Annotated in this window: 23 protein-coding genes and 1 tRNA gene; 11 read left to right on the forward strand and 13 right to left on the reverse strand. The window is 69.8% G+C overall.

What is annotated here, in order from left to right; all coding sequences use genetic code 11:
* Nucleotides 1-2: 2 nt before the first annotated feature.
* Nucleotides 3-989 carry a polyprenyl synthetase family protein gene (locus VHA73_01670; protein ID HVX16714.1) on the reverse strand — a complete coding sequence of 329 codons (987 nt, stop codon included), beginning with the start codon at nt 987-989 and terminating at the stop codon, nt 3-5.
* Between the two features lie 210 nt (nt 990-1199).
* On the opposite strand from VHA73_01670, the gene VHA73_01675 reads away from it, so the two are divergent.
* Genes VHA73_01675 through VHA73_01685 form a run of 3 tightly spaced genes read left to right on the forward strand, consistent with a single transcriptional unit; the run spans nt 1200 to nt 5055 of the window.
* Nucleotides 1200-3713, forward strand: a complete 2514-nt coding sequence (locus VHA73_01675; GenBank protein HVX16715.1) for an ATP-dependent Clp protease ATP-binding subunit — start codon at nt 1200-1202, stop codon at nt 3711-3713.
* A 36-nt stretch (nt 3714-3749) separates the two neighbouring features.
* Entirely contained in the window at nt 3750-4124 is a 375-nt protein-coding gene (locus tag VHA73_01680) for a universal stress protein (protein ID HVX16716.1), read from the forward strand.
* A gap of 31 nt (nt 4125-4155) precedes the next feature.
* A complete protein-coding gene (locus VHA73_01685) occupies nt 4156-5055 on the forward strand; it encodes a hypothetical protein (protein HVX16717.1) in 900 nt (299 codons plus the stop codon).
* Nucleotides 5056-5091: 36 nt separating this feature from the next.
* Here VHA73_01685 and VHA73_01690 read toward each other — a convergent pair whose 3' ends face one another.
* The 7 genes from VHA73_01690 to VHA73_01720 all read right to left on the reverse strand — a co-directional run bounded on the left by VHA73_01690 (nt 5092) and on the right by VHA73_01720 (nt 11478).
* On the reverse strand, nt 5092-5832 hold the full coding sequence (locus tag VHA73_01690) for a helix-turn-helix domain-containing protein (GenBank protein HVX16718.1): 741 nt from the start codon (nt 5830-5832) through the stop codon (nt 5092-5094).
* A gap of 87 nt (nt 5833-5919) precedes the next feature.
* Nucleotides 5920-6486 (reverse strand): hypothetical protein, encoded by a 567-nt coding sequence (locus tag VHA73_01695; protein HVX16719.1) that lies wholly within the window; start codon nt 6484-6486, stop codon nt 5920-5922.
* Between the two features lie 112 nt (nt 6487-6598).
* Nucleotides 6599-7573, reverse strand: a complete 975-nt coding sequence (locus tag VHA73_01700; protein HVX16720.1) for a hypothetical protein — start codon at nt 7571-7573, stop codon at nt 6599-6601.
* 213 nt (nt 7574-7786) lie between these two features.
* Nucleotides 7787-8779, reverse strand: coding sequence for a TOBE-like domain-containing protein (locus tag VHA73_01705; protein HVX16721.1), 993 nt, complete (start codon nt 8777-8779; stop codon nt 7787-7789).
* Entirely contained in the window at nt 8779-9609 is an 831-nt protein-coding gene (locus tag VHA73_01710; protein ID HVX16722.1) for a sulfate ABC transporter permease subunit, read from the reverse strand. The genes VHA73_01705 and VHA73_01710 overlap by 1 nt, the downstream gene beginning before the upstream one ends.
* Nucleotides 9602-10471, reverse strand: coding sequence for a sulfate ABC transporter permease subunit CysT (gene cysT / locus VHA73_01715; GenBank protein ID HVX16723.1), 870 nt, complete (start codon nt 10469-10471; stop codon nt 9602-9604). The genes VHA73_01710 and cysT overlap by 8 nt, the downstream gene beginning before the upstream one ends.
* A complete protein-coding gene (locus VHA73_01720) occupies nt 10468-11478 on the reverse strand; it encodes a sulfate ABC transporter substrate-binding protein (GenBank protein ID HVX16724.1) in 1011 nt (336 codons plus the stop codon). Before VHA73_01720 ends, cysT begins: the two co-directional genes overlap by 4 nt.
* Before the next feature lie 110 nt (nt 11479-11588).
* Between VHA73_01720 and radA the strand changes: the two genes are divergently transcribed.
* From radA to VHA73_01735, 3 genes are all read left to right on the forward strand, one after another.
* A complete protein-coding gene (radA, locus tag VHA73_01725) occupies nt 11589-12941 on the forward strand; it encodes a DNA repair protein RadA (protein ID HVX16725.1) in 1353 nt (450 codons plus the stop codon).
* A 65-nt stretch (nt 12942-13006) separates the two neighbouring features.
* On the forward strand, nt 13007-14068 hold the full coding sequence (disA, locus tag VHA73_01730; GenBank protein ID HVX16726.1) for a DNA integrity scanning diadenylate cyclase DisA: 1062 nt from the start codon (nt 13007-13009) through the stop codon (nt 14066-14068).
* A 37-nt stretch (nt 14069-14105) separates the two neighbouring features.
* Nucleotides 14106-14765 carry a dienelactone hydrolase family protein gene (locus VHA73_01735; GenBank protein HVX16727.1) on the forward strand — a complete coding sequence of 220 codons (660 nt, stop codon included), beginning with the start codon at nt 14106-14108 and terminating at the stop codon, nt 14763-14765.
* A 12-nt stretch (nt 14766-14777) separates the two neighbouring features.
* Here VHA73_01735 and VHA73_01740 read toward each other — a convergent pair whose 3' ends face one another.
* Entirely contained in the window at nt 14778-15437 is a 660-nt protein-coding gene (locus tag VHA73_01740; protein ID HVX16728.1) for a Crp/Fnr family transcriptional regulator, read from the reverse strand.
* Between the two features lie 101 nt (nt 15438-15538).
* On the opposite strand from VHA73_01740, the gene ispD reads away from it, so the two are divergent.
* From ispD to sigH, 4 genes are all read left to right on the forward strand, one after another.
* On the forward strand, nt 15539-16240 hold the full coding sequence (ispD, locus tag VHA73_01745) for a 2-C-methyl-D-erythritol 4-phosphate cytidylyltransferase (protein ID HVX16729.1): 702 nt from the start codon (nt 15539-15541) through the stop codon (nt 16238-16240).
* Nucleotides 16237-16755, forward strand: a complete 519-nt coding sequence (ispF, locus tag VHA73_01750; GenBank protein HVX16730.1) for a 2-C-methyl-D-erythritol 2,4-cyclodiphosphate synthase — start codon at nt 16237-16239, stop codon at nt 16753-16755. Before ispD ends, ispF begins: the two co-directional genes overlap by 4 nt.
* Nucleotides 16755-17843, forward strand: a complete 1089-nt coding sequence (gene rlmB, locus VHA73_01755; GenBank protein ID HVX16731.1) for a 23S rRNA (guanosine(2251)-2'-O)-methyltransferase RlmB — start codon at nt 16755-16757, stop codon at nt 17841-17843. The genes ispF and rlmB overlap by 1 nt, the downstream gene beginning before the upstream one ends.
* Nucleotides 17844-18123: 280 nt before the next feature.
* Nucleotides 18124-18774 (forward strand): RNA polymerase sporulation sigma factor SigH, encoded by a 651-nt coding sequence (gene sigH / locus VHA73_01760; protein ID HVX16732.1) that lies wholly within the window; start codon nt 18124-18126, stop codon nt 18772-18774.
* Between the two features lie 56 nt (nt 18775-18830).
* On the opposite strand, the gene VHA73_01765 is transcribed toward sigH, so the two are convergent.
* From VHA73_01765 to VHA73_01775, 3 genes are all read right to left on the reverse strand, one after another.
* Nucleotides 18831-18903, reverse strand: a tRNA-Thr gene (locus VHA73_01765).
* Nucleotides 18904-19082: 179 nt separating this feature from the next.
* Nucleotides 19083-19712 carry a helix-turn-helix domain-containing protein gene (locus VHA73_01770; GenBank protein HVX16733.1) on the reverse strand — a complete coding sequence of 210 codons (630 nt, stop codon included), beginning with the start codon at nt 19710-19712 and terminating at the stop codon, nt 19083-19085.
* A 45-nt stretch (nt 19713-19757) separates the two neighbouring features.
* A complete protein-coding gene (locus VHA73_01775) occupies nt 19758-20963 on the reverse strand; it encodes a cytochrome P450 (GenBank protein ID HVX16734.1) in 1206 nt (401 codons plus the stop codon).
* A gap of 93 nt (nt 20964-21056) precedes the next feature.
* On the opposite strand from VHA73_01775, the gene VHA73_01780 reads away from it, so the two are divergent.
* Nucleotides 21057-21881: an SDR family oxidoreductase gene (locus tag VHA73_01780; protein HVX16735.1), complete on the forward strand. Its 825-nt coding sequence runs from the start codon at nt 21057-21059 to the stop codon at nt 21879-21881.
* Nucleotides 21882-21899: 18 nt separating this feature from the next.
* On the opposite strand, the gene VHA73_01785 is transcribed toward VHA73_01780, so the two are convergent.
* A complete protein-coding gene (locus VHA73_01785; GenBank protein ID HVX16736.1) occupies nt 21900-23174 on the reverse strand; it encodes a cytochrome P450 in 1275 nt (424 codons plus the stop codon).
* Nucleotides 23175-23193 lie beyond the last annotated feature (19 nt).

A 23193-nucleotide genomic window follows, 5' to 3' on the forward strand; every position in this document is an offset into this window, starting at 1 on the left:
GATCAGCCCGTGCGAACGCTGCGGACGAGGTGGTCGGCGGCGGCCACCAGAGCTTCCCCACCCGGCGTGGCGGCCAGCGGGCCGAGCTGGTCGACGGCCTGGTCGCACTCCGACGCCGCTTCTCGCACCGCTGCGGTGATGGCGTCGCCGGCCGTCACCAGCGATCGCGCCTGCTCGAGCACCTCGCCCCCGATCGGGGTCCCCAGCAGCGCCGCCAGCTCGTCGCCGTCGGGGCCGGCGAGGGCGTGGAGCACCGGCAAGTTGTAGATCCCTTCGACGAGGTCGTGGGCCACGGGCTTGCCCAGCTGTTCCTCGGTGGCGGTGAGGTCGAGGACGTCGTCGACGATCTGGAACGCCCGCCCGTACGCCTGCCCGAAGCGGGTGAGTCGCTCGATGTCGCCGGGCTGGTGGCCGGCGACGATCGCGCCGATGCGGGTGGCGGCTGCAAAGAGGGCGGCCGTCTTGCCGTCGATGGCGGTGTAGTACGCGTCGCGCGACCGAGTGGGCTGGTAAGCGGTCTGGAGCTCGGCCAGCTCTCCGGCGCACAGCTGGGCGATGGTGTTGGCCAGCAGGGCGGCGATCTCGGCGCCCAGCGCCGCGGCGATCTCCGAGGCCCGGGCCAGCAGGAAGTCACCCGCGAGGATCGCCCGCAAGTTGCCCCATCGGGCGTTCACGCTCTCGGTGGTGCGCCGGGTGAGGGCTTCGTCGATCACGTCGTCGTGGTACAGCGATCCGAGGTGGACCAGCTCGACCGCCACCCCGCCGGATACGACGTCGGCGCTGGCCGGACCGGTGTAGCCGTCGACGCAGGCACCCGCCGCCAACGTGAAGCCGGGTCGCTGGCGTTTGCCGCCCGCGTGGATGAGATGGCTGGCGATCTCGGTGAGGTACGTGTCGTCGGCCACGTGGACGGCGGCGAGCAGCGCCGTTTCGACCCGCGCGCGCTCATCGGGTGCTCCGGCGAGAGTGAACAGATCGTTGGCGGCCACGGTCGTCCCGGTTCGGCAGGCGCACGGGAGGCGAGGGCCTCGGGCGCGAACAATTCCGGCCGACGATAGGCGAGAGAGGTTTCAGTGCCGAAAACCTCTCCGACGGCGGGGCTCGGAGGCCTCGGGGATACACTTGCAGCACGAATCCCCACTGGGGTGGGAGGAAAGACCTTGTTTGAACGGTTCACAGACCGAGCTCGGCGAGTGGTGGTGCTCGCGCAGGAAGAAGCCCGGCTGCTCAACCACAACTACATCGGTACCGAGCACATCCTCCTCGGGCTGATCCACGAGGGCGAAGGGGTGGCCGCCAAGGCGCTCGAGTCGCTCGGGATCTCCTTGGAGGCGGTGCGGGCGCAGGTCGAGGAGATCATCGGCCAAGGCGGGTCGTCGCCCTCGGGGCACATCCCGTTCACCCCGCGCGCCAAGAAGGTGCTGGAACTGTCGTTGCGCGAGGCGTTGCAGCTCGGCCACAACTACATCGGTACGGAGCACATCCTCCTCGGTTTGATCCGTGAGGGCGAAGGCGTGGCCGCGCAGGTGCTCGTCAAGCTGGGTGCCGATCTGTCCCGTGTGCGCCAACAGGTCATCCAGCTGTTGTCCGGCACGCTTGGCAACCAGGGCGCCGGTGCCGAGAAGGCCGGTGCCAGCACGGGTGGCTCCGCGTCGGGGGAGAGCCAGTCGGGTGGCTCGCTGGTGCTCGACCAGTTCGGTCGCAACCTCACCCAGCTCGCCCGCGACAAGAAGCTCGACCCGGTGATCGGCCGTCAGCGCGAGACCGAACGGGTCATGCAAGTGCTGAGCCGGCGCACCAAGAACAACCCCGTCCTCATCGGCGAGCCGGGTGTCGGCAAGACCGCCATCATCGAGGGCCTGGCCCAGGCCATAGCCGCCGAGACCGTCCCCGAGACGCTCGACGGCAAGCAGCTCTACACCCTCGACCTCGGTGCGCTGGTGGCCGGTTCCCGTTACCGCGGCGACTTCGAGGAGCGCCTCAAGAAGGTGCTCAAGGAGATCCGCACCCGCGGCGACATCATCTTGTTCATCGACGAGATCCACACGCTCGTCGGCGCGGGCGCGGCCGAGGGGGCCATCGACGCCGCGTCGATCCTCAAGCCGATGCTCGCCCGCGGTGAGCTGCAGACCATCGGCGCCACCACACTCGACGAGTACCGCAAGTACCTCGAGAAGGACTCCGCGCTCGAGCGGCGCTTCCAGCCGATCAAGGTCGACGAGCCCACCGTGGCCCAGACCGTCGAGATCCTGAAGGGTCTGCGCGACCGTTACGAGGCCCACCACCGGGTGACGATCACCGACCAGGCTGTCGTGGCCGCGGCCAACTTGGCCGACCGCTACATCTCCGACCGCCACCTCCCCGACAAGGCCATCGACCTCATCGACGAGGCCGGCAGCCGCCTGCGGATCAAGCGGATGCAGGCACCGCCGGACCTCAAGGAGCTCGAGGACGAGCTCACCAAGGTGCAGTCCGACAAGAAGGCCGCGGTCGAGGCCCAGCGTTACGAGGAAGCCGGCCAGCTGCGCGACAAGGAGAAGGAGCTCCTGTCGCGCAAGGAGGCCAAGGAACAGGAGATCAAGGACTCGGGCGTCGACCTGTTCGACGTGGTCGACGAGGAGAGCATCGCCGAGGTGCTGTCGGTGTGGACCGGCATCCCCGTCTACAAGCTCACCGAGGAAGAGACCGCCAAGCTCCTGCGCATGGAGGACGAGCTCCACAAGCGGGTCATCGGCCAAGAAGACGCCATCAAGGCCGTCTCGCAGGCCATCCGCCGCACCCGCGCCGGCCTGAAGGACCCCAAGCGGCCCAGCGGGTCGTTCATCTTCCTGGGCCCGTCGGGTGTCGGCAAGACCGAGCTCGCCAAGACCCTGTCTGAGTTCCTGTTCGGCGACGAGGATTCCGTGATCCAGCTCGACATGAGCGAGTACATGGAGAAGCACACGGTCAGCCGCCTCGTCGGGTCGCCCCCGGGCTACGTCGGCTACGAGGAAGGTGGCCAGCTCACCGAAGCCGTCCGCCGCAAGCCGTTCTCGGTCGTGTTGTTCGACGAAATCGAAAAGGCCCACCCCGATGTCTTCAACACGTTGTTGCAGATCCTCGAGGAAGGCCGCCTGACCGACTCGCAGGGTCGATCGGTCGACTTCCGCAACACCGTGCTGATCATGACCTCGAACCTCGGCGCCCGCGACCTGCGCAAGGCATCGGTCGGGTTCGGCAAGAGCGACGAGGCCATGACCTATGAGCGCATGAAGGACAAGGTCAACGACGCGCTCAAGGAGCACTTCCGTCCGGAGTTCCTCAACCGCATCGACGAGACCGTGGTCTTCCACGAGCTGTCGAAGGACGAGGTCTGCCAGATCGTCGACCTCATGATCCGTCGGGTGCAAGAGCAGCTCCGCAGCCAGGGCATCGGCCTGGAGCTCACCGACGCCGCCAAGGTCGAACTGGCCGAGCGCGGCTGGGACCCGGGTCTCGGCGCCCGCCCGCTGCGCCGTGCGATCCAACGGCTGGTGGAGGACCCGCTGTCGGAGCGGCTGCTGTGGAAGCAGTTCCGTGCCGGCGAGACGGTCATCGTCGACGCGGAGGACGACCCCGAGTCGGCCCGCGGCGAGAAGGCGGTCGTGTTCCGGTCGATCGAGGGTTTCGATCCTCCGCAGCCCGAGCTGGCCGAGGCGGGTACCGGCGAGATCCCGTCGTCTGCCGAGTCCTGAGCGAACCGCCGCGGGCCGGACAGTAGGGTCTGGCCGATGTACCGCAAGATCCTCGTGGGTACCGACGGGTCGAAGACCGCATCGAAGGCGGTCGAGCGCGCCGTGTCGGTCGCCTCGGCCACGGGCGCCGCGCTCACCATCTTGTCCGCTGGTTCACCCCGCCGGGGCGGCCCGATCGTGGAGGCGGAAGCCGCGCGGCACGCCGACTCGGGCGTGGCGATCGACACGCTCGTGGTCGACGGTGATCCTGCGACGGTGCTGTCTGAGCAGGCCGTCGCGGGTGGCTACGACCTGGTGGTCGTCGGCAACAAGGGAATGACTGGCGCGCGGCGGTTCTTCACCATCGGCTCGGTGCCGAACAAGGTGACCCACCACCTCCCGGCATCGCTGCTGATCGTGCGCACCACCTGAGCGCGCCGACGGCTGGCGGATGCTGGGCCGCGTGAGCCACGACGTGCAGGTCGCCCTCCACGGCGGCGTTCCCGGTGCCGACGCGGGCGGTCCGGTCCGGCGGGCGCGCCCGGTGCTGCTGGCGCTGCTGGCCGTGGCGCTCATCCTGCTGGCGGGGTGCCAGGCCACCGCCGACGTCACGGTGAAGGTGAAGAACGACGGCAGCGGCGAGATCGAGGTCGTGGTGCGGGTCGACGCGGCGGCCGCCAAGCGTCTCCCACCGCCCGCAGGGCTCCTCTCGGTCGCGGACCTGCGCCGCGCCGGATGGACGGTCGCGGGCCCCACGGTGGGGCCGGACGGATCGTTCTCTGCCACGGTCTCGCACCACTTCGCGAGCCTGATCGACGGCAACCGTCTGCTGGCCGAACTGTCGGGTCCGGAGGGTCCGCTGCGCGACCTCCACATGAGTCGCCACGTGTCGCTCACCTCGACCCGGTGGCGCCTCGACGGCACCGTCGACCTGTCCAAAGGCGTCGACGCGCTCGGCGACCCGACGTTGACCGCCGCGCTCGGCAACCGCACACTCTCGTCGTTGCTGCCCTCGTTGCAGCGGCCAGGCGACGGGCCGCTCTCGTCTGCCGTGCGGGTGTCGGTGCAGGCCGACCTACCGGGGCATCCCTCCGACTCGTCGACGCCGGTCGGCGCCGGGCTCGGTCAACGCGCCCAGACCTTCCAGTTCACGTCGAAGCGCAGCAATGGCATTGCGCCGTGGCTGCTGCTCGCCGCCGCGGTGGCGTTGGTCGGCCTGCTCCTCGCGACCTGGTGGGCAGTGCGGGGGTTCCGGCGCGATCGCCGGGCGCGCCGTGGCGCGTCGGGATCGAGCCGCGCCACCAATGGGCGCGGCAAACGAGGGCGCCATGCCCGCGGTCGACGCAAGGCCCGCAACCGCTGACCGCGTGGCAGCGCCCCGGGGCTTGAAGCCCGCCTGTCAATGAGAAGGTTCGACGGCCGGCACGAGCTCTCCACGAGCGGCGAGCTCGGCGACGACCCCGGCCGCGGTGGTGAGCCGTGCCGGCTGCGCGCCCCACGCGACCAGAAGGTCGCGGACCAAGTTGTTGGCGAGCTCGCTGCCATCGAACAACGTCGCGCTGAATCTGTGGAGACCCGACGTCATGCGAACCCCATTGGTCGCGGCGATGATCGTCAACGCTCGCTGCAGGTCAGCGCCGGGGGCCAGCGCCTCCAGCTCGACGGCTGCGGCAAGGAGCTGGCGGGCAGTCTCGAGCACGGCCAACGCGGCGGGAAGTACCTGTGCGACGTCGGAGTCGGACATGACCACGGACGGGTAGGTGAACATTCGCCGACAGAGCTCGACCTCGAGCGGGAAGGTGAGCTCCGCGTCGACCCAGAAGCAGGCTGCCCCGAGCACGCGTGAGAGCGCGAGTTCGGCAGGGTCCGACACCCCTCGCTCGTTGCAGACAGAGTCGAGGGAGGTCTGGGAGCCCGCCAGCGACCGGTGCAGCACCTCGAGCGCGCCGCGTTGCAGCTCCGCGAGCAGCGCGCTCTTGGACGTGAACTGCCGGTAGATCGATCCGATGCCACAGGCGAGCTCGTCGGCGAGTCGCTGCATCGTGAGCGCGTCGACGCCGTCGGCGGCGATGATGCCCAGCGCCGTGTCGAGCGCGTGGCGCCGTTGCTCGAGACGCTGACGGGCTCGGAGATCAGCCATCGTCAGCCGTTCGCCGTCCCCAGACGCCCGCTTGGCCCCCATCGAGGGGGAAGGCTATTCGCCGCGGGTTGCCCGAGGGTTCGCGAGTCAGCCACCTCTGACGATCTCGAGCAGCGCCTGGCTGGCGTGGGGTTCGAGTGCGCGGAGCACGGCGTCGGCGTAGGGGGCCGGGGCGCCGCAGTGGTCAAGTGAGAGATAGGTCTCGGCGAGCAGGATCATGCCGGTTCGGTACTGCGGCAGGGCCGCGGGACCCTTCGGTATCCGCACGACGATGCCGTTTGCGGTGGCGGTCGCTGCGTTGCGGTCGGCTGCCCCTCCCACCGTGGCGGTGCAGGTCGCGCTCAGCACACGGTCGTAGGCGCTGCGCGGCACCGAGCCGTGCAGGGGAGGGATGAGTTTCTCCACATAGCCGATCGCCTTCGACGCCGTGGCGGGGTCGACCTCCGCCTTGGTGGCGTCGTCGTGACCGACGCCGGCCCCGGTGCCGTTGGTGGTCGGCGACCCGTCGGTTGGGTGGCCTTGACCCACCGGCGTGGTCGGCGCCGTGGCCGTGGCCGCGGCGCGCACGCCAGGCTTCTGGTTGCTGCTGCACCCGGTCATGGCCACTGCGGCGACGATCACGGCCCCGGCCACGAGGTGTTTCAGATGGCGCACTGCGCGCTCCTTGCCCGATCAGGACAGCGAGCGGGACGGGGCGATTCGGTCCCGCCCCGCGCGCTGTCTGTGATGTGGTCGCTGCGGGCATCGTCGCCCGCGAGCTGGGCCCCTATGGAGCCGGGGGCGAGCTGATCCCGTCCGAACCTGTCGCCGTCAGGCCGAAGTAACCCTGCAGCGACAGCAGGTTGGTGCCCGGCGCTGCGGGGAGTCCGACCGCGTTGTCGAGCAGCTGGTCGAACAAGTTGAGCTGCTGGAGGTTCATGCTGTCGAGCGCCTTGCCGAGGCCCAAGAGACCGCAATCGCCGGCAGCCGGGACGGCGAATGACCCATCAGTGGCGTCCGCCTTCGGAACGATGTACAGGAAGTGGCCCGTGTCGTTCGTGCCGGACCAGTACTGCGGCTCCGACAGGTTGATCGGCAGGTTGAACGTGATCGGGTCGGTGGCGCTTCCGATGTAGCAGGTGTCGCCGAGCAGCAGGTTGTTCACCTTCACGCGCAACGGGATACTCGCGGTCGCCAGCGTGAACGGCTCCGTCTGCGTGCCCAGGATCAGTCCGAGCACCCCGGTGCTGTTCACGTCGCTGAGCGTCAGCGCACCGAGTGGCTGGATCTCTGCGCTCACGCCGGTGACGGGCTTCAACAGGGAGTTGAGGCTCTCGTTGCCGACGATGCCGCCCGGCACGTCGATGGGCGGGAAGCCCAGGCCACCGCCGCCGCTGCCGCTACCGCCCTCATCGACGTTGGTGATCTCGAGCCCGTCAGATCCGAACGTGACCGCCACGACCTGGCGCACCTTGATCGGGCCGCTGACCGTGGAGCTGACACTTCCGAACTTCGCGTGCCCGCCCTCGAACGTCATCTCGATGCAGAAGGCCAGCAGCGCCCCCGCCGGTTTGAGGCTGGCCGGACAGGAGATCGGGGCGATGGGCAGATTGTCGATCGAGGTGAATGGATCGCCGCTGCTCCCGCTACCGCCCGGTCCGTCGTCCGCGAAGGCCGGTGCAACCACGAGCAGGCTGGCGGCGAGGAGGGCGAGTACGGCAAGTGCGCCGAGTCGCCCGCGTCGCCTCAGTGTCGTCGTCAATGGATTGCTCCTTGGTTTGATGGATGGTCGCGTGGCCCCCAGCCACGATCCCCGTTCCAGGAGCCCAGTCCCCCGTGTCGAGTCGCGTCGAGGAAACCGCGTCGCGCTCAGTTCGAGCTGCGTGGTGTGCCCGCGTTGCCCGCATCGCCTGTTTCCCTTCCCCCGGTTGTGGCGGAGCCACGTTCCGGAGTGTGCACGGCGTTCCGGAAACTGTCAACCGGTTCGCACCAAATGCGTCGCAGCGCCACCTGCTGCCTGGCCGGCCGGGAGCGTCCGCGTCGGACGCAGCCCGATCGATCCCCCCGCTTCGATCGCCTGGCGCTCGACCTCCTGGCGCGAGGTCTGCACCCACACCTCGTCGCCGTCCGCGATTGCGTCGACGCGCACGACGGATCCGAGCATCCGCACTCTCGTCACGCGACCCGCCACCGCCCCCGCGGTCCCAGGTGGCACCAGATCGATGTCGTGTGGACGGACCAGGTGCCCGTCGAGTCGTGTCACCGGGCCGAGGAACGCCATGACGAACTCGTTGGTAGGCCGGTCGTACAAGTCTTCGGGCGTGCCGGTCTGCTCGACCCGGCCCTCGTTGACCACCACGATCTCGTCGGCCACCTCGAGCGCCTCCTCCTGATCGTGGGTGACGAACACCGTCGTGACGTGCACTTCGTCGTGGAGGCGGCGCAGCCAGTCACGCAACTCCTTGCGAACCTTGGCGTCCAGCGCGCCGAACGGTTCATCGAGCAGCAGCACCTTCGGTTCGACGGCCAGCGCCCGCGCCAGCGCCATCCGCTGGCGCTGCCCGCCGGACAGCTGCGCGGGCTTGCGGTCCGCGAACTGTTCGAGGTGGACCAGCGCGAGCAGCTCCGCGACGCGGGCACGGATCTCGGCCTTCGGTCGCTTGCGGATCTCCAGGCCGAACGCCACGTTCCGGGACACGGACAGGTGCGTGAACGGCGCGTAGTGCTGGAACACGAACCCGACGTCACGCTGCTGCGGAGCGAGGGTGGTGGCGTCGGCGCCGTCGATCTCGACTGCGCCCTCGTCAGGCTGCTCGAGCCCGGCGATGATGCGCAACAGAGTGGACTTGCCACCGCCGCTCGGCCCGAGCAGCGCCGTGAGGTTCCCGCTCGGCACGTCGAGCGACACGCCGTGGAGCGCCACGAAGTCGCCGAACCGCTTGTGAACGCCGCGGACCCGGATGCCCATCACCTCTCCTCCGCGCCTGGCCGCAGCACGGTCACCGACAACAAGCACGCCACCGCGACGGCGGCGAGCACGAACGAGGCGGCGTACGCGGTCTGGTAGTCGAAACCCAGGTACGCCTGCTCGACCACGAGGGTGGAGGTCTGGGTCTGCCCGACGAGGTTGCCTGACACCACTTTGACGGCACCGAACTCGCCGAGCGATCGGGCGAGGCTCAGCATGACCCCGTAGGCCAGCGCCCAACGGATGGACGGCAACGTGATCCGCCAGAACCGCTGCCACGCGCTGGCACCCAACGTCGACGCGGCCTGCTCCTGCTCCTCGCCGATGTGCTCGAGCACGGGTGTCAGCTCCCGCACGACGAGCGGGAGCGAGACGAACACGGTGGCCAGGACCATCCCGGGCACGGCGTAGATGATCGTGAAGCCCGACCGTGCGATGCCGCCGAACCAGCCGTCGCTGCCGTACACGAGGATCAGCGCCAAGCCGACCACCACGGGCGACACCGACAACGGCAGGTCGACGAGGGCATCGAGCACGCGCCGGCCCGGGAAGCGGTACCGCACGAGCAACAGCGCAAGGCCCGTTCCGAGCACCGCGTCGATCGCGACGGCCACGGCGGCCACGATCGACGTCAGCTGGAAAGCGTGGACCATGTCGGGCTGGGTGAGCGCGTGCCACGCCGGGCTCACCCCGTGCCCGAACGTGTGCCAGCAGATCGCCACCAGGGGCACCACCACCAGGAAGCCGAGGTAGACGAGCGCCGTGGCGCGGAACGCCAGCCGCGCCAGCCGGGAGACCGGCCCGGTCCCGTCCGCCCGCAGGTCAGCCACCTCGGGCCATCCGGCGCTGGAACTGGTAGAGGCCCACCACCACCACCAGCGCGACCACGAGCAGGACGGTGGCCACTGCGGCGGCACCGGCATCGTTGTCGTTCTCGAGCTGGCCGAGGATCTGCACCGATGCGAGCTGGGTCTTCAAGGGGATGTTTCCCGAGATCAAGATCGTGGTGCCGTAGTCGCTGATCGCCCGCGCGAACGACAGCGCGGCGCCGGCCGAGATGGCGGGCCACAAGCTGGGCAGGATCAGGCGGCGAAAGATCGTGGCCCTCGACGCGCCGAGCGACGCGGCCGCTTCCTCGACTTCGCTGTCGAGCTCCATGAGCACCGGCTGGACCGTGCGGACCACGAAGGGCAGTGTGATGAACAGCAGCGCCACGAACACCCCGGAGCGCGCCTGCGCCAGGTTGACGCCGACCGGGCTGTGCGGTCCGTACAGCGACAGCAGCACGAGGCTCGCGACGATCGTCGGCAAGGCGAACGGCAGATCGATGATCACCTCGAGCGCGCGCTTGCCGAAGAAGTCGTCGCGCACCAGCACCCACGCGACCAACGTGCCCATCACCGCGTTGACGGCCGTGACCAGCAGCGATCCGACCACCGTGAGGCGAAGGGCCGCGGCGGCGCCGGGGGACGACACCGCGGCCCAGAAGCCGCTCCAGCCGCCGCTGGTGGCCTTGGTCAGCACGGCCGCCAGCGGGATGAGCACCAGCAGGCTCATCACCAGCGTGGCCAACCCGAGCCCGCACGTCGACGCGGCAGACAGCACGCGGCCATCCGGTCGTCGCGGGAGGGCGCGGGTCGACGGAGGGTCGGCCGCGGGGCCTGGTGGCGCGGCAACCGTGGCGGCGGTCATCCGGCTTGTTGGATCTTGGTGACGATGCCGTCGTGCTCGTCGAAGAACTTGGTCGCCACCTGCGTCCACCCGCCAAGGTCGGCGATCGTGAAGAGCTTGGCCGGCTGGGGGAACGGGTCGGTCGGGTTGTTGGCGCCGTCGACTCGCACGTGGATCCCGTCGATGACGGGTCGGTAGCCGTTGGCTGCGAAGACGCGCTGGCCCGCCGCCGACTGCGCGAATGCCAAGAAGGCCTTGGCGGCCGGCGCCGCGTGGACGGTCACCGCCGCGGGGTTCTCGATCAGCAGCGTGGAACTCGGGACGATGTAGTCGACGGCCTGATCGTGCTGGCGGGCGAAGATGGCCTCGTTCTCATACGAGATGAGCACGTCGCCGGTGCCCGACGTGAACGTGCTCGTGGCCTCGCGCCCGCTCGAAGGCGACGCGACGACGTTCTTGAAGAACGCCCGCAAGTAGGCCTCGCCTTCCTGCGGGCTGCCGCCGCCTTCGACGACCTGGCCGTACGCGGCCATGGTGTTCCACCGCGCGGAGCCGGATGACCCGGGGTCGGGCGTGACGATCTTGATGCCGGGCTTGACGAGGTCGGACCACCCCTCGATGTGCTTCGGGTTGCCCTTGCGCACGACGATCACCACGACCGAGTCGCTGATCATGCCCTTGGTGGGCCCTTGGTTCCAGCTGGTCGCGACCTTGCCGTCCTTCACGAGACGGTCCATATCGGTCTGGAGCGAGAACGCCACATAGTCCGCGGACAGGTTCGACTCGACGGCCCGGCTCTGGTCGCCGCTCGCGCCGTACGACGTTCGCCACGTCACGCCCTTGCCCTTGCTCGTCTTGGCGAAGTCCTTGGTCAGCTGGTCGTAGACAGGCTTGGGGGTCGAGTACGCGACCAGGGACTGCCTCGAGTCGCTGGTGCCAGCCGAGCTGCACGCGGCCACCGCAAGCAACGCGACCATGCCGAGGGCGAGCCCGGCGAGTCGGGGATGGGTGTGGGGTCTCTGTCGCACGGTGCGACCTCCCTTCTACGAGCGGCTAAAGGTACAAAGGCCGACCTTATTAGTCAAGATTCCCGACATTGGATCTGAGACTGTCGCAGGTCGTGCCTAGGTTGGGCGGCATGTCGAAGGTGAAGGTCGTCTTCCGATGCGCCGACTGCGGAGCGGCCGAGCCCAAGTGGGCGGGGCGTTGCGCAGCCTGCGGAGCGTGGAACTCATTGACCGAGGAAGTCGAACAGCCGCGCTCGAGCCCGGCCGCGATCCCGGCCCGCGATCAGGTCGAGCCCATCGCCGAGGTCGACCTGTCGCAGTGGGAGCCGGTCGGTACCGGCGTGGCGGAGCTCGATCGTGTCCTCGGTGGCGGGCTCGTGCCCGGCTCGGTCACGGTGTGCGGCGGCGAGCCCGGTATCGGCAAGTCCACGTTGTTGTTGCAGGCGGCGGCCGGCGTCGCCGGGCAGGGCGACACCGCGCTGTACGTGACGGGCGAGGAGTCGAAAGCGCAAGTTCGGATGCGCGCCGAACGGCTCGGCGCGCTCCGGCCCCGTCTGCTGCTGGTGTCGGAGTACTCGATCGGCAACGTGCTGGCTCACGTGGCGTCCGTCGAGCCCGACCTGTTGATCGTCGACTCGATCCAGACGCTGCACGACCCCGAGATCCCCTCTGCGCCGGGCAGTGTGGTGCAGGTGCGCGAGTGCGCCTCCCGCCTCGTCCAAGAAGCCAAGGCCCGGGGCATGTCGGTGGTGCTGGTCGGCCACGTCACCAAAGACGGCGGCCTGGCGGGTCCCCGCACGCTCGAGCACCTGGTCGACACGGTGCTGTCGTTCGAAGGCGACCGGCATCACGCCCTACGGGTGCTGCGAGCGGTCAAGCACCGCTTCGGGTCCACGCTCGAGGTCGGCCTCTTCGAGATGAGCGAGCAGGGCCTCGACGGCGTTCCCGATCCGAGCGAGCTGTTTCTGGCCGACCGCCGCCGTGGGGTCGCAGGCTCGGTGGTGGTCCCGACGATCGACGGGCAACGTCCCCTGCTGGTCGAGGTGCAGGCGCTGGTGGCGCCCAGCCCGTTGCCGACCCCGCGGCGTTCGGTCCAAGGCGTCGACAGCCGGCGCCTGGCGCTGTTGCTCGCGGTGCTCGGCCGCCGCGCCGGCATCTGGTGCAACCAGCACGACGTCTATGGGCTGGCCGTGGGCGGTGCCCAGGTCGTCGAGCCGGGGGGCGACTTGGCGTTGGCGTTGGCGCTCGCCTCCGCGGTGCTGGACCGGCCGGTCCCAGAAGACCTCGTGGCGGTCGGCGAAGTGGGCCTCGCGGGGGAGTTGCGCCAAGTCGGCAACATGCCTCGCCGGCTCGCCGAGGCCGCACGCATGGGCTTCCGCAGGGCGATCGTGCCGTTCACGTCGCCAGCCGCGACCGACGGTCTCGAGGTGATCCGCGCCGGCACGCTCAGCGAGGCACTGCTCGCGGTCGGGTGCCGACCGTGAACGTCGGTGGCGCCCACGGCGGGTTCCCACCGCCTCCGGCCGCGCCGTCCTCGTAGAATCCTGGCGTGGTCTCCCGTTCCCCACTCGACCGCGCGATCGCCCAGGTGGCGCCCGGGCAGGCGTTGCGCGACGGGCTCGACCGCGTCGTGCGGGGCGGGATGGGCGCGTTGATCGTCATCGGTGACGGGCCACAGGTGCTCAACGTCTGCTCTGGTGGCTTCCTGCTCGACGCGGCGTTCAGCCCCCAGCGGCTGTTCGAGCTGGCGAAGATGGACGGCGCCGTGATCTTGGCGGCGGATGCAAGCCGCATCGCACGCGCCAACGTCCATCTGGTGCCCGACCCGTCCGTGCCCACCACCGAGACCGGCACCCGTCACCGCACGGCCGAACGCGTGGCCCGCTCGTTGGGCGTGCCCGTGCTGTCCGTCTCGGAGCGGATGGCCAGCATCGCCGTGTACGTCGGCGACCAGAAGCACCCGCTCAGCTCCATCCCTCGGCTGGTCAACCGTGCCGACCAGGCCATCGAGGCGCTGGAGCGCTACAAGGCGCGGTTGGAGACGGTGTCGGCGTCGCTGGCCGCGCTCGAGATCGAAGATCTCGTCACCGTTCGCGATGTGGCGGGCGTGTTGCAGCGCGGCGAGATGGTGGTGCGGATCGCCGTCGAAGTCGAGCGGTACCTCCTCGAGCTCGGCACCGAAGGCCGCATGATCCGGTTGCAGCTCGAGGAGCTCATGCGCGGCGTCGAGGACGAGCGCCGCCTGGTCCTGCGCGACTACCAGCGCCGCACCGACCGTGGTCCCGAAGCCGCGCTGGAGCGGATGGGGGCGTGCAGCACCGACGACTTGCTCCACCTCGACCTCGTGGCCGAAGCCGCGGTCGGCGACGCGCCCATCGACCTCGAGAGCCCCCTGGCTCCCCGCGGGTATCGGATGCTCGCCCGCATCCCCCGGCTGCCGGAACAAGTCGTGGAGCACATCGTGGAGCGCTTCGGCAGCCTCGACAAGATCCTGCGCGCCACGCTCGACGACCTCGACGACGTCGAAGGCGTCGGCGCCACCCGCGCCCAGGCCATCAAGGACGGACTGTCCCGACTCGCCGCATCGAGCATCCTCGACCGCTACACCTGACCAACCCTCCACGGGGGCGTGGGCCAGACTCGTCGGCATGCGGATCGAGTTGCCTGACGCCACCCCGGCCGAGTTGGCCCTGCCCGGCGGGACGCCCACCCGTGGGCTCGTGCTGTTCCCCGACATCGGCGGGCTGCGGCCGCTGTTCGACGAGCTGTGCGCGCGGCTGGCCGGCGAGCACGGCTGGGCGGTGTGCGCGGTCGAGCCGTTCCCCGGCCGGACCGATCTACCGGTCGGTGAGCGGCTCGAGGCCATGTCGTCGTACGACACCGACGCGTACCTGCGATCCGCAGGGCTCGCCGCGGAGCACTTGCAGTCGCTCGGCGCCGATCCTGTGGCCGCGCTCGGCTTTTGCATGGGCGGCATGGCGGCCTACCTGGCGGCAGGCGTCGGTCGTTACGACCGGGTGGTGTCCTTCTACGGGATGATCCACGTGCCGGAGTCGTGGGCGGGGACCGTGCCCGACCCGTTGGCCGCGACCACCGCGCCTGGCGCCAGCCAGGTGTTGGCCATCGTGGGCACCGCCGACGGCTTCACGCCCCCCGCCGATGTGGCCGATCTGGAAGCCACGGGCGCGCGGGTCGTGAAGTACGAGGGCGCCGAGCACGGCTTCGTGCACGACCCCAGCCGTCCGGTGCATCGTGGCGACGATGCGGCCGACGCCTGGGCGCGGGTCGCGGCGTTCCTCGGGGCCTGAGCGAACCCGACTTCAGCGAGCCCGGCGCTCGAGTTCGTCGCGCTTCAACAAGCGGTAGTGCCGATCGGCCTGGTCGAGCCAGCCCAGCCGAACGAAGCTGGCAATGGCCTTGTTGACGCGCTCTCGTGACGCGCCGACCATGCCGGCGAGCTCCTCTTGGGTGATCGGGAGCATGAACTCGTCGGCCTCGCCAGCGAGCTCGAGCAGCCGTTTCGCGGTGCGGCCGGTCACGTCGAGGAACACGACGTCGGCCAGCGCGATGTCGGTCGAGCGGAGCCGCCCGACCAACAGCCGGACCACGCCCCACAGCAGGGCGGGGCGCTGCTCGTAGACGGCGCGCAGCGGGGCATACGGTACGACCATGGCTTCGGACGGCTCGAGCGCGCGGGCGTCGGCGGAGCGCCCGCGGTCGTCGAAGAGCCCCATCTCACCGATGAGGTCGCCTCGTTCCATGAGGGCGAACATCGACTCGCGGCCGTCGATCGACTTGCTCGAGATCGCGATGCGGCCGTTGCGGACCACGAACAGCTCGGTGGGCGGCTCGCCTTCCGCGAACAGCAGGTCGTTGCGGACGTAGTGCCGTGTCTGGATCGAGCCGGCAAGACCGCCGAGCTCGTCGTCGGTCAGATCCGCGAAGAGCTCGACATTGCGAAGGAGGGCGAGGTCGGGCATGCGGCGGTCATGCTAACGAAACGGCGTGACCGGTGGCTCATCGTGGTCACGGCCCGCGGGCTGGACGTGCCGACGTCGGGGCTTCGTGCTAACGAGGCGCGGTGCCGTCCGATGCGTCAGCTCTCGTCGACCGCCGCGGGGTGTGGGTGATCGTGGTCGCTGCCGGTTCGGGTAGCCGCTTCGGGGGCGCCAAGCAGTACGAAGACCTCGGCGGCATGCGGGTGCTCGACCACTCCTTGCGCACCGCGCGCTCGGTCGCCGATGGGGTGGTGCTGGTAGCGGCGCCGGATCGAGCTGCCGACCAGGAGCCGGATGCCGACGTGGTGGTGCCGGGCGGTGCAACTCGCTCGGACTCGGTGCGAGCCGGCCTCGACGCGGTTCCCTCCGACGCCGAAGTGGTGCTGGTCCATGATGCGGCCCGACCGCTCGCGACCGCCGCGCTGTTCCGGCGGGTGGTCGACGCGGTGCGGTCGGGTGCCGATGCGGCGATCCCGGCCGTGCCAGTGGTCGACACCTTGTGGACGGTGGATGGCGAGGCGGTCGATCGGACCGGGTTCGTGGCCGTGCAGACGCCGCAGGGTTTCCGGGCGGAAGCCCTTCGAGCCGCCCACCACGGCGGTGGGACGGCCACCGATGACGCCACCCTCGTGGCAGCGACCGGCGGGCACGTGCGCTTCGTCGACGGGGAGAGCTCCAACGGCAAGATCACCACCGCATCCGACCTGGTGGTGGCTGCCGCGCGGTTGCATCACCGGGCGGTGGGCGCGGGGGAGGACCCCGCTTCTGCTGGACTGACGCCATGAGCGTGGGTGGCAGCGTGGCGTTCCGGGTGGGTCAGGGCTTCGACGCCCACCGCCTCGGCGACGACCCGTCCCGGCCGTTGATGCTGGGCGGCATCCGCTTCGACGGCCCTGGCCTGGTCGGCCACAGCGACGGCGATGTCGTGGCGCATGCGTGCGCCGACGCCCTGCTCGGCGCGGCGGGACTTGGCGACATCGGTTCGCTGTTCCCCGACGACGATCCCGCGCTGCGCGGCGCTGACAGCGTCGAGCTGTTGCGCGGGGCGGTCGAGCAGCTTCGTGCGGCCGGGTTCGCCCCGGTCAACGTCGATTGCTCGGTGGTCCTCGACGAACCGCGCTTGGCCCCCCACCGGGCCGACATGGAAGCTCGCTTGAGCGCAGCGGTCGGTGCGCCGGTGACGGTGAAGGGGCGCCGAACCGAAGGGCTGGGTGCGCTCGGTCGGGGCGAAGGCATCGTCTGCTTCGCGAACGCCTTGGTGGCCGTCGGCGCGGGCCCCCCGGCGACCGGGGCGCGGTGATGGCCGGGTCGCAAGGGCGCGGGCGTCGTCCGAAGCCGGGGAGTGCCCGTCCATCGGCCGGTCGGGGAGCCGCAGGCCCGGGAGGGTCGGGTGGCCGCGGTGGGTCGGGTGGCCGTGGGGGGTCGGGTGGCCGTGGGGGGTCGGGTGGCCGTGGAGGGTCGGGTGGCCGTGGAGGGTCGGGTGGCGGCCGTGGTGCGGCTGGGTCCGGACCGGCGCCCGGCTCGGGACGCGGGTCGGCTGCCGGTGGCTCAGGTGGCCGACGGTCGGGCGGGCGTGGCTCGCCTGGACGATCCCGCGCGTCGGCTGCGTCCGGGCTCGGGGGCGAACAGGTCGAAGGGCGCCATGCCGTGCGCGAGCTGCTGTTGGCGGGACGGCGACGCACGCAAGAAGTGCTACTGGCGGCCGACTTGGACGCCGCTCCCATCGTCGACGACATCCGCGGCCTCGCCGCCGAGCTGAACGTCCCAGTCCGTGAGATCAGCCGCGCGAAGCTCGACGCCGAGGCGCGGACCGACGCGCCACAAGGCGTCATCGCGTTGGCAGCCCCGCTGCCCGAAGCCGACCTCGCGGACCTTGCCGAGGCCAGCGGTGCGACGGCGCCCTTCCTCGTGGCGCTCGACGGCGTGACCGACCCGGGCAACGTGGGAGCGATCCTGCGCTCCGCCGATGGCGCCGGCGCGACGGGGATCGTGCTTCCTCGGCATCGCAGCGCGCACGTGACCCCCACCGTCGCAAAGGCCGCCGCCGGCGCGGTCGAGCACTTGCCGATCGCGCTGGTCGGCGGGCTGCCCGCGGCCATCAGCCAGCTTCGCGAGCAAGGGGTGTGGGTCGTCGGGCTCGACGCTGGTGGCGACCAGGCACTGTGGGATCTCACCGTCGCGACCGAGCCGCTCTGCCTCGTGTTGGGCTCGGAAGGAGCGGGCCTGTCCCGGCTGGTGCGCGAGCGGTGCGATCAGGTGGTCGCGATACCGCTTCGAGGAAGGCTGGGTTCGCTCAACGTGTCCGTCGCGGGCGCGCTCGCGCTGTTCGAGGTGGCCCGACGCCGTTGGGCCCCCGGCTCCGGCCCCACCCGAAACCACCTGCTGTGAGCACTTGGCCACCGTACGGGTGGCCAAGTGCTCACAGCGTGGCCTGATCGGACTAGTCAGGTCGGCCAGGCGCGGTGGGTCGCGGTCGACAGTTCGCGGTGGACGTGTCCCGATCGGTGTGCGATTTTTCGCGGTGTTTGTCCGCGGGAAGGCCGAGATGGCGCATTTTTGCGGCCTCACCTGGGACAAGTGACACTTGACACGCGCCCCGGTTCATGGCCCAACCTAACTAGTCACCGCACGAACCTGACGTCGTCGTCATCGAAGCTGGGAGCCCTCAGTGGCCATTCGCACTACCACCCGAACGACCCTCACCGACCAGGAGCTCGCTGCACGGTTCCAAGCAGGTGACCAACGTGCGCTCGACACGCTGATCGATCGCTACCGCCGTTTCGCCCGCGCCAAAGGCCGCGGCTACTTCCTCGTGGGCGGCGACGCCGACGATGTCGAACAAGAAGCGCTGATCGGTCTGTACAAGGCGGCGCGCGACTTCCGGCCCGAGCACAACGCCTCGTTCCGCGCGTTTGCCGAACTGTGCATCACCCGGCACATCATCACGGCGATCAAGACGGCCACGCGCCAAAAGCACCAGCCGCTGAACCAGTACCTGTCGATCTCGGCCACCCACGGCAGCGATGACAGCGGTGAGCGCTCCGTCGAGGAGACCTTGCCGGGGCCGGTCGACGCGGATCCGGTCAACCGGGTGATGGCGGGCGAGCGGCTCGACGCCATGCGCGAGTCGATGGCCGCGCGCCTGTCGACCCTCGAGGTCCGTGTCTTGTCGCTGTACATCGAGGGCCACAGCTACCAGGAGATCGGTGAGCGGCTCGGCCGCCACGTGAAGTCGATCGACAACGCGCTGCAGCGCATCAAGCGCAAGCTCGACCAGCACCTCGCCGATGAGCGCGAGGCCGAGCTGGCGTTCGCCTGAGCGACCGGGCAGCCGGGCTGGTCGCCGGGCTCGGGGCCTCGGCCGCCCCGGCCGCGAGCCCGAGGTGGGAATCGAACCCACGACCTACCGCTTACAAGGCGGTTGCTCTGCCAGCTGAGCTACTCGGGCACGGCGGCGCGACAGGCGAGAGCGTAGAGGGTCGCGGATCCACCCCTGCCCGCCGCTGACGCACGCCGTCCCACCGACCGCTTCCAATCCGTCCTTCTGGGCGCCGGAGCGTGCCCTGGGGCGACACGGTGAGGTACCCAGAAGACAAGGGGTCGGGGCTTGGGGGTTGGGGGCCTGGTTCAGGTGTGCGTCGGTGGTGGGTCACCCGCGCGGACCTGCGCGGTGACCATGTCGATCATCCAGGTGAGGCACGCGACCGCGCGGGTGTGGTCGAAGCCCCAATCGACCACCAGCCGTTCGTACGCGGCCACGCTCCACAGCACGTCGAGCGCGGCGGCAACCTGTCCCCGCTGCTGGTCGTTCCAGGCGGACGTGTGCTCGGCGACCGCGTCGAGCAGCGCGCGTCGCTGGCGCTGGTTGGCGTCGGACAAGGTCGGGTCGAGCGGGGGTCGGGTGGGGATCGGGAACTCGGCCACCTGTCGCAGGATGCTCGCGGTCACCGACGCGAGGTCGTCGAGGCGCATGGTGGTGAGCTCGATGCCGGCATCTTCTTCGAGGCGGTGCATGACGGCGTCGCGCAGCCCGCGCTCATGCTCGAAGTGTCGGTAGACCGTGCGCTCGTTGACGCCCGCGTGCTCGGCGACCGCCCGCACGGTCAACCCGCGCCAGTCGCGCACGGGTGAACTGCGCACGAGTGCGGCGCCGGATGCCACGATCCGTTCACGGGTCTCGGCGGCTTGCTGCCGGCGGCGGCTGTTGTCGTACGGTCGGCGGGCGTCCGAGGTGCGGTTGGTGGAGGCGCCAGGCATGGTTTCGAGTGAGGCGATCGGCTCGGCTGGCGCGAAGCTCGGGGCTCAGGTCGTCGACGTGACGGTCACCGGCAAGCGCTCCCACCCGCGCACCGTGGACGTGGGTGCGAGCCGGATGCTGCTGGCGTCGACCTCCCACTCGGGGAACCGGTTGAGCACTTCGTCGAGGGCCACGCGGCCCTCCAGCCGGGCGAGCGCGGCGCCCATGCAGAAGTGGATGCCGTGGCCGAACGTGAGGTGGGCGCCGACGTCGCGGCGGATGTCGAAGCGGTCACCGTCGGGGAACCGCCGATCGTCGCGGTTGGCGGACCCGAGCAGCAACAGGACGGCACTGCCTTCGGGGATCTTGGTGCCGTGGATCTCGACGTCGCCCGACGTGCACCGGCCCACGTGGGGAGCGGGCCCCTCGAAGCGCAGGATCTCCTCGATCGCGTTCGGGATGAGGGAACGGTCGTCGACCAGCTCCCGGCGTTGGTCCGGGTGGTCCGCGAGCACCTTGCCGGTCCAGCCGATGAGACGGGTGGTCGTCTCGTTGCCAGCGCCAGCCACCACGGTGACGTACGTCAGGATCTCCGACCGGGTCAGGCGGCGATCCACGCCCTCCGCGTCGGTGAACTCGGCCTGCAGCAGGTCGGTCATGAGATCGTCCGATGGGTGCTCGGCGCGCCAGTCGATGTAGTCGGCGAACATGTCGCCGCTGACGAAGTCCTCGGTGACCTTCATCGGCTCACCCTCCCGGGTGCGGAGGTTCTTGTCGACGTGGTCGCGCACCGCTTCCTGATCGGATTCGGGGATGCCGAGCAGCATGCCGATCGTGCGCATCGGCATCTGGGCGCCGAGGTCAGCGATGAAGTCGAACCCGTCGCTGCCGACGTAGGGGTCGAGCGCGTGGGCGCAGAACTCGCGGATCTTCGGTTCGAGCTCGGCCACCCGCTTGGGGGTGAACACCCGTGACAGCAGGCGGCGGTGGATGGTGTGGGTGGGCGGGTCCTCGAAGATCAAGATGCCCGGCGGCATCTGGATGCCGGCCTTGATGAGCTCGAGGATCCCGCCGCGACCCGAGATGAACACCCCGGGGTCGCGGAAGCACTGCTCGACGTCGGCGAAGCGACTCACCGCGTAGAAGTCGTGCTGGTCGTTGTAGTACAGCGGGGCTTCCTCACGGAGGCGCCGGTACACCGGATAGGGGTCGGCGTCGATCCCGGCGTCGTAGGGGTCGTAGTAGACCCCCGTGGTGTTGCTCGCAGCCATGCGGCGCCCTCCGCTCCGTTCATGCCGGACAGTTCATGTCGGACTCTGACATGAAATCTACAACGGCTGTCAACGCCCCGTAGGGTCTCGGCGATGAGCGAGTCGAACAACGACGGGAAGACCCAGCTCCTTGCCGGGAAGGTGGCCATCGTGACCGGTGGCGCCGGGGGCATCGGTGAGGCGACGGTGGCGATGTTGGCCGACGAGGGCGCGCACGTGGTCGTGGCGGACGTCGACGCGGAACACGGCGCGGCCGTAGCCGCGCGGATCGGTGAGGCGGCGGCGTTCTGCCAGACCGACGTCAGCGACGAGGACCAGGTGCAGGCGCTCGTCGACTTCGCCGTCGAACGCTTCGGCGGCCTCGACATCATGTTCAACAACGCGGGGATCGGCAGCGAGCTGAAGCGGTTCCTGCCCGATGACTTGAGCGACTTCTCGCGGATCATGGGCGTGAACCTCTTCGGCGTCATCGCGGGCGCGCAGCGAGCGGCGCGCCACATGAAGGACCACGGCGGCGGCTCGATCATCAACAACGCGTCGATCGCGGCCGTCAACGCCGGTGCCGGGATGATCTCCTATCGCGCTTCCAAGGCGGCGGTGGCCCACATCACGAAGTGCATGGCGATCGACCTGGCCCCGTACGGCATCCGGGTCAACTGCCTCACCCCGGCACACATCCGCACTGCGATCACCACGTATGACATGGCGCCCGTGCTCAAGTACATGCAGCCGCTCGAGCGCGAGGCGCAACCCGAAGACGTGGCGAACGCGGTGGTGTTCCTCGCCAGCGATCGGGCTGCTCAGATCACCGGCATCGTGATGCCGATCGACGGCGGCACCACGGCCGGCCCGCCGTACGCACAGACCAAGCTCATCATGTCGACGGCTGCCCGGCCGGCGAACAACCCAAACGCGTGAGGCCGACCGAACCGTGCGCTATGGCGCGGTGAGGTCGAGGTGGAGGTGCTGCAACCCCCGCAGGAAGAACGTGGGCAGGTACTCGTAGCGCCGCGCGCCGGCGGGTCCGTGGTGCTGTTCGGCGATGGCGATGTTCGCGGTGCGGTCGAGGAACCGGTTGATCGTCACGCGACCCTCTGCCCGCGCCAGCGGCGCACCCGCGCAGGTGTGGATCCCGTGGCCGAAGCCGATGTGCTGGCGCGCGTTGGGGCGGTCGAGATCGAACTCGTGGGGGTGGTCGAACACCCGCGGGTCGCGGTTGCATGCGCCGGGCGCGAGCATCAACGAGCTGCCAGCCGGCACGTCGACGCCACCGAGCGTGGTGTCGACGCGGGCCATTCGGAACTGCGTGCGCAGCGGGCTCTCCATCCGGAGCGTCTCCTCGATGAAGTTCGGGATGCGATCGCGATCGGCCCGCACGGCAGCTTGGAGGTCGGGTCGTTCGGCGAGCATCCGCAAGGCGAACGACAGGAGCCGCACGGTGGTCTCCTGCCCCCCGGCGAAGAGGTTCGCGGCGATCAGCGCGGCGTCGCCGACCTCGGGGGTGGTGCCATCGGGGAACGTGGCGGTGGCGAGCCCGCTCAGGACGTCGTTGACCGGGTTGGCGCGGCGCTCCTCGATGTAAGCGCGGAAATGCTCGTAGAGGAACTCGAGCGGCTTGTGGTCGAGCTGCTGGTGGGCGGTGGAGAGCTGCTCGCGGAAGAGCGAGTGATCGGCCTCGGGCACGCCTTCGAGGTCAGCAATCACGGTGAGCGTGAACGGCTCGGCGTACGCGCTGACGATCTCGCAGGCGGTGCTGGTGTCGAACCCGTCGATCAGCCGGTCGGCGTACTCCCACATGAAGCCCTCGTTCTCCTTCAGGCGCTTCGGGGTGATGAGCCGCATCAACAAGTGGCGGTGGTCGGTGTGCCGCGGCGGGTCGAACGCGGGGAGCTGGTCGCTGAACGGCAGCTCGTGGCGGCAGCGGACGATCACGTCGCTGACGTCGTGGCCCTCCAGCGGCTCGGAGAACGGGACGAACGAGCCGCTCACCGCGTTGCACGACGAGTACGTACCCGACGGCTCGTCGTTGGCCGGGAACGTCGCAGGGTCGCCGTACACCACCATCGCTTCGGGGTGGCCGGTGATGACGAACATGCCGTGTTTCGGTTCCTGCCACACCGGGCCTTGCTCGCGGACCCAGTCGAAGTAGGGGTAGGGGTCGTCCTGCACCGTCCGGTCGGCGAAGAAGTTGACGTGCTCGAAGTCGGTCATGATCGCCCTCGGTCGGTCG

The sequence above is a fragment of the Acidimicrobiales bacterium genome (genome assembly GCA_035547835.1).
Lineage (GTDB): Bacteria > Actinomycetota > Acidimicrobiia > Acidimicrobiales > Iamiaceae > DASZTW01.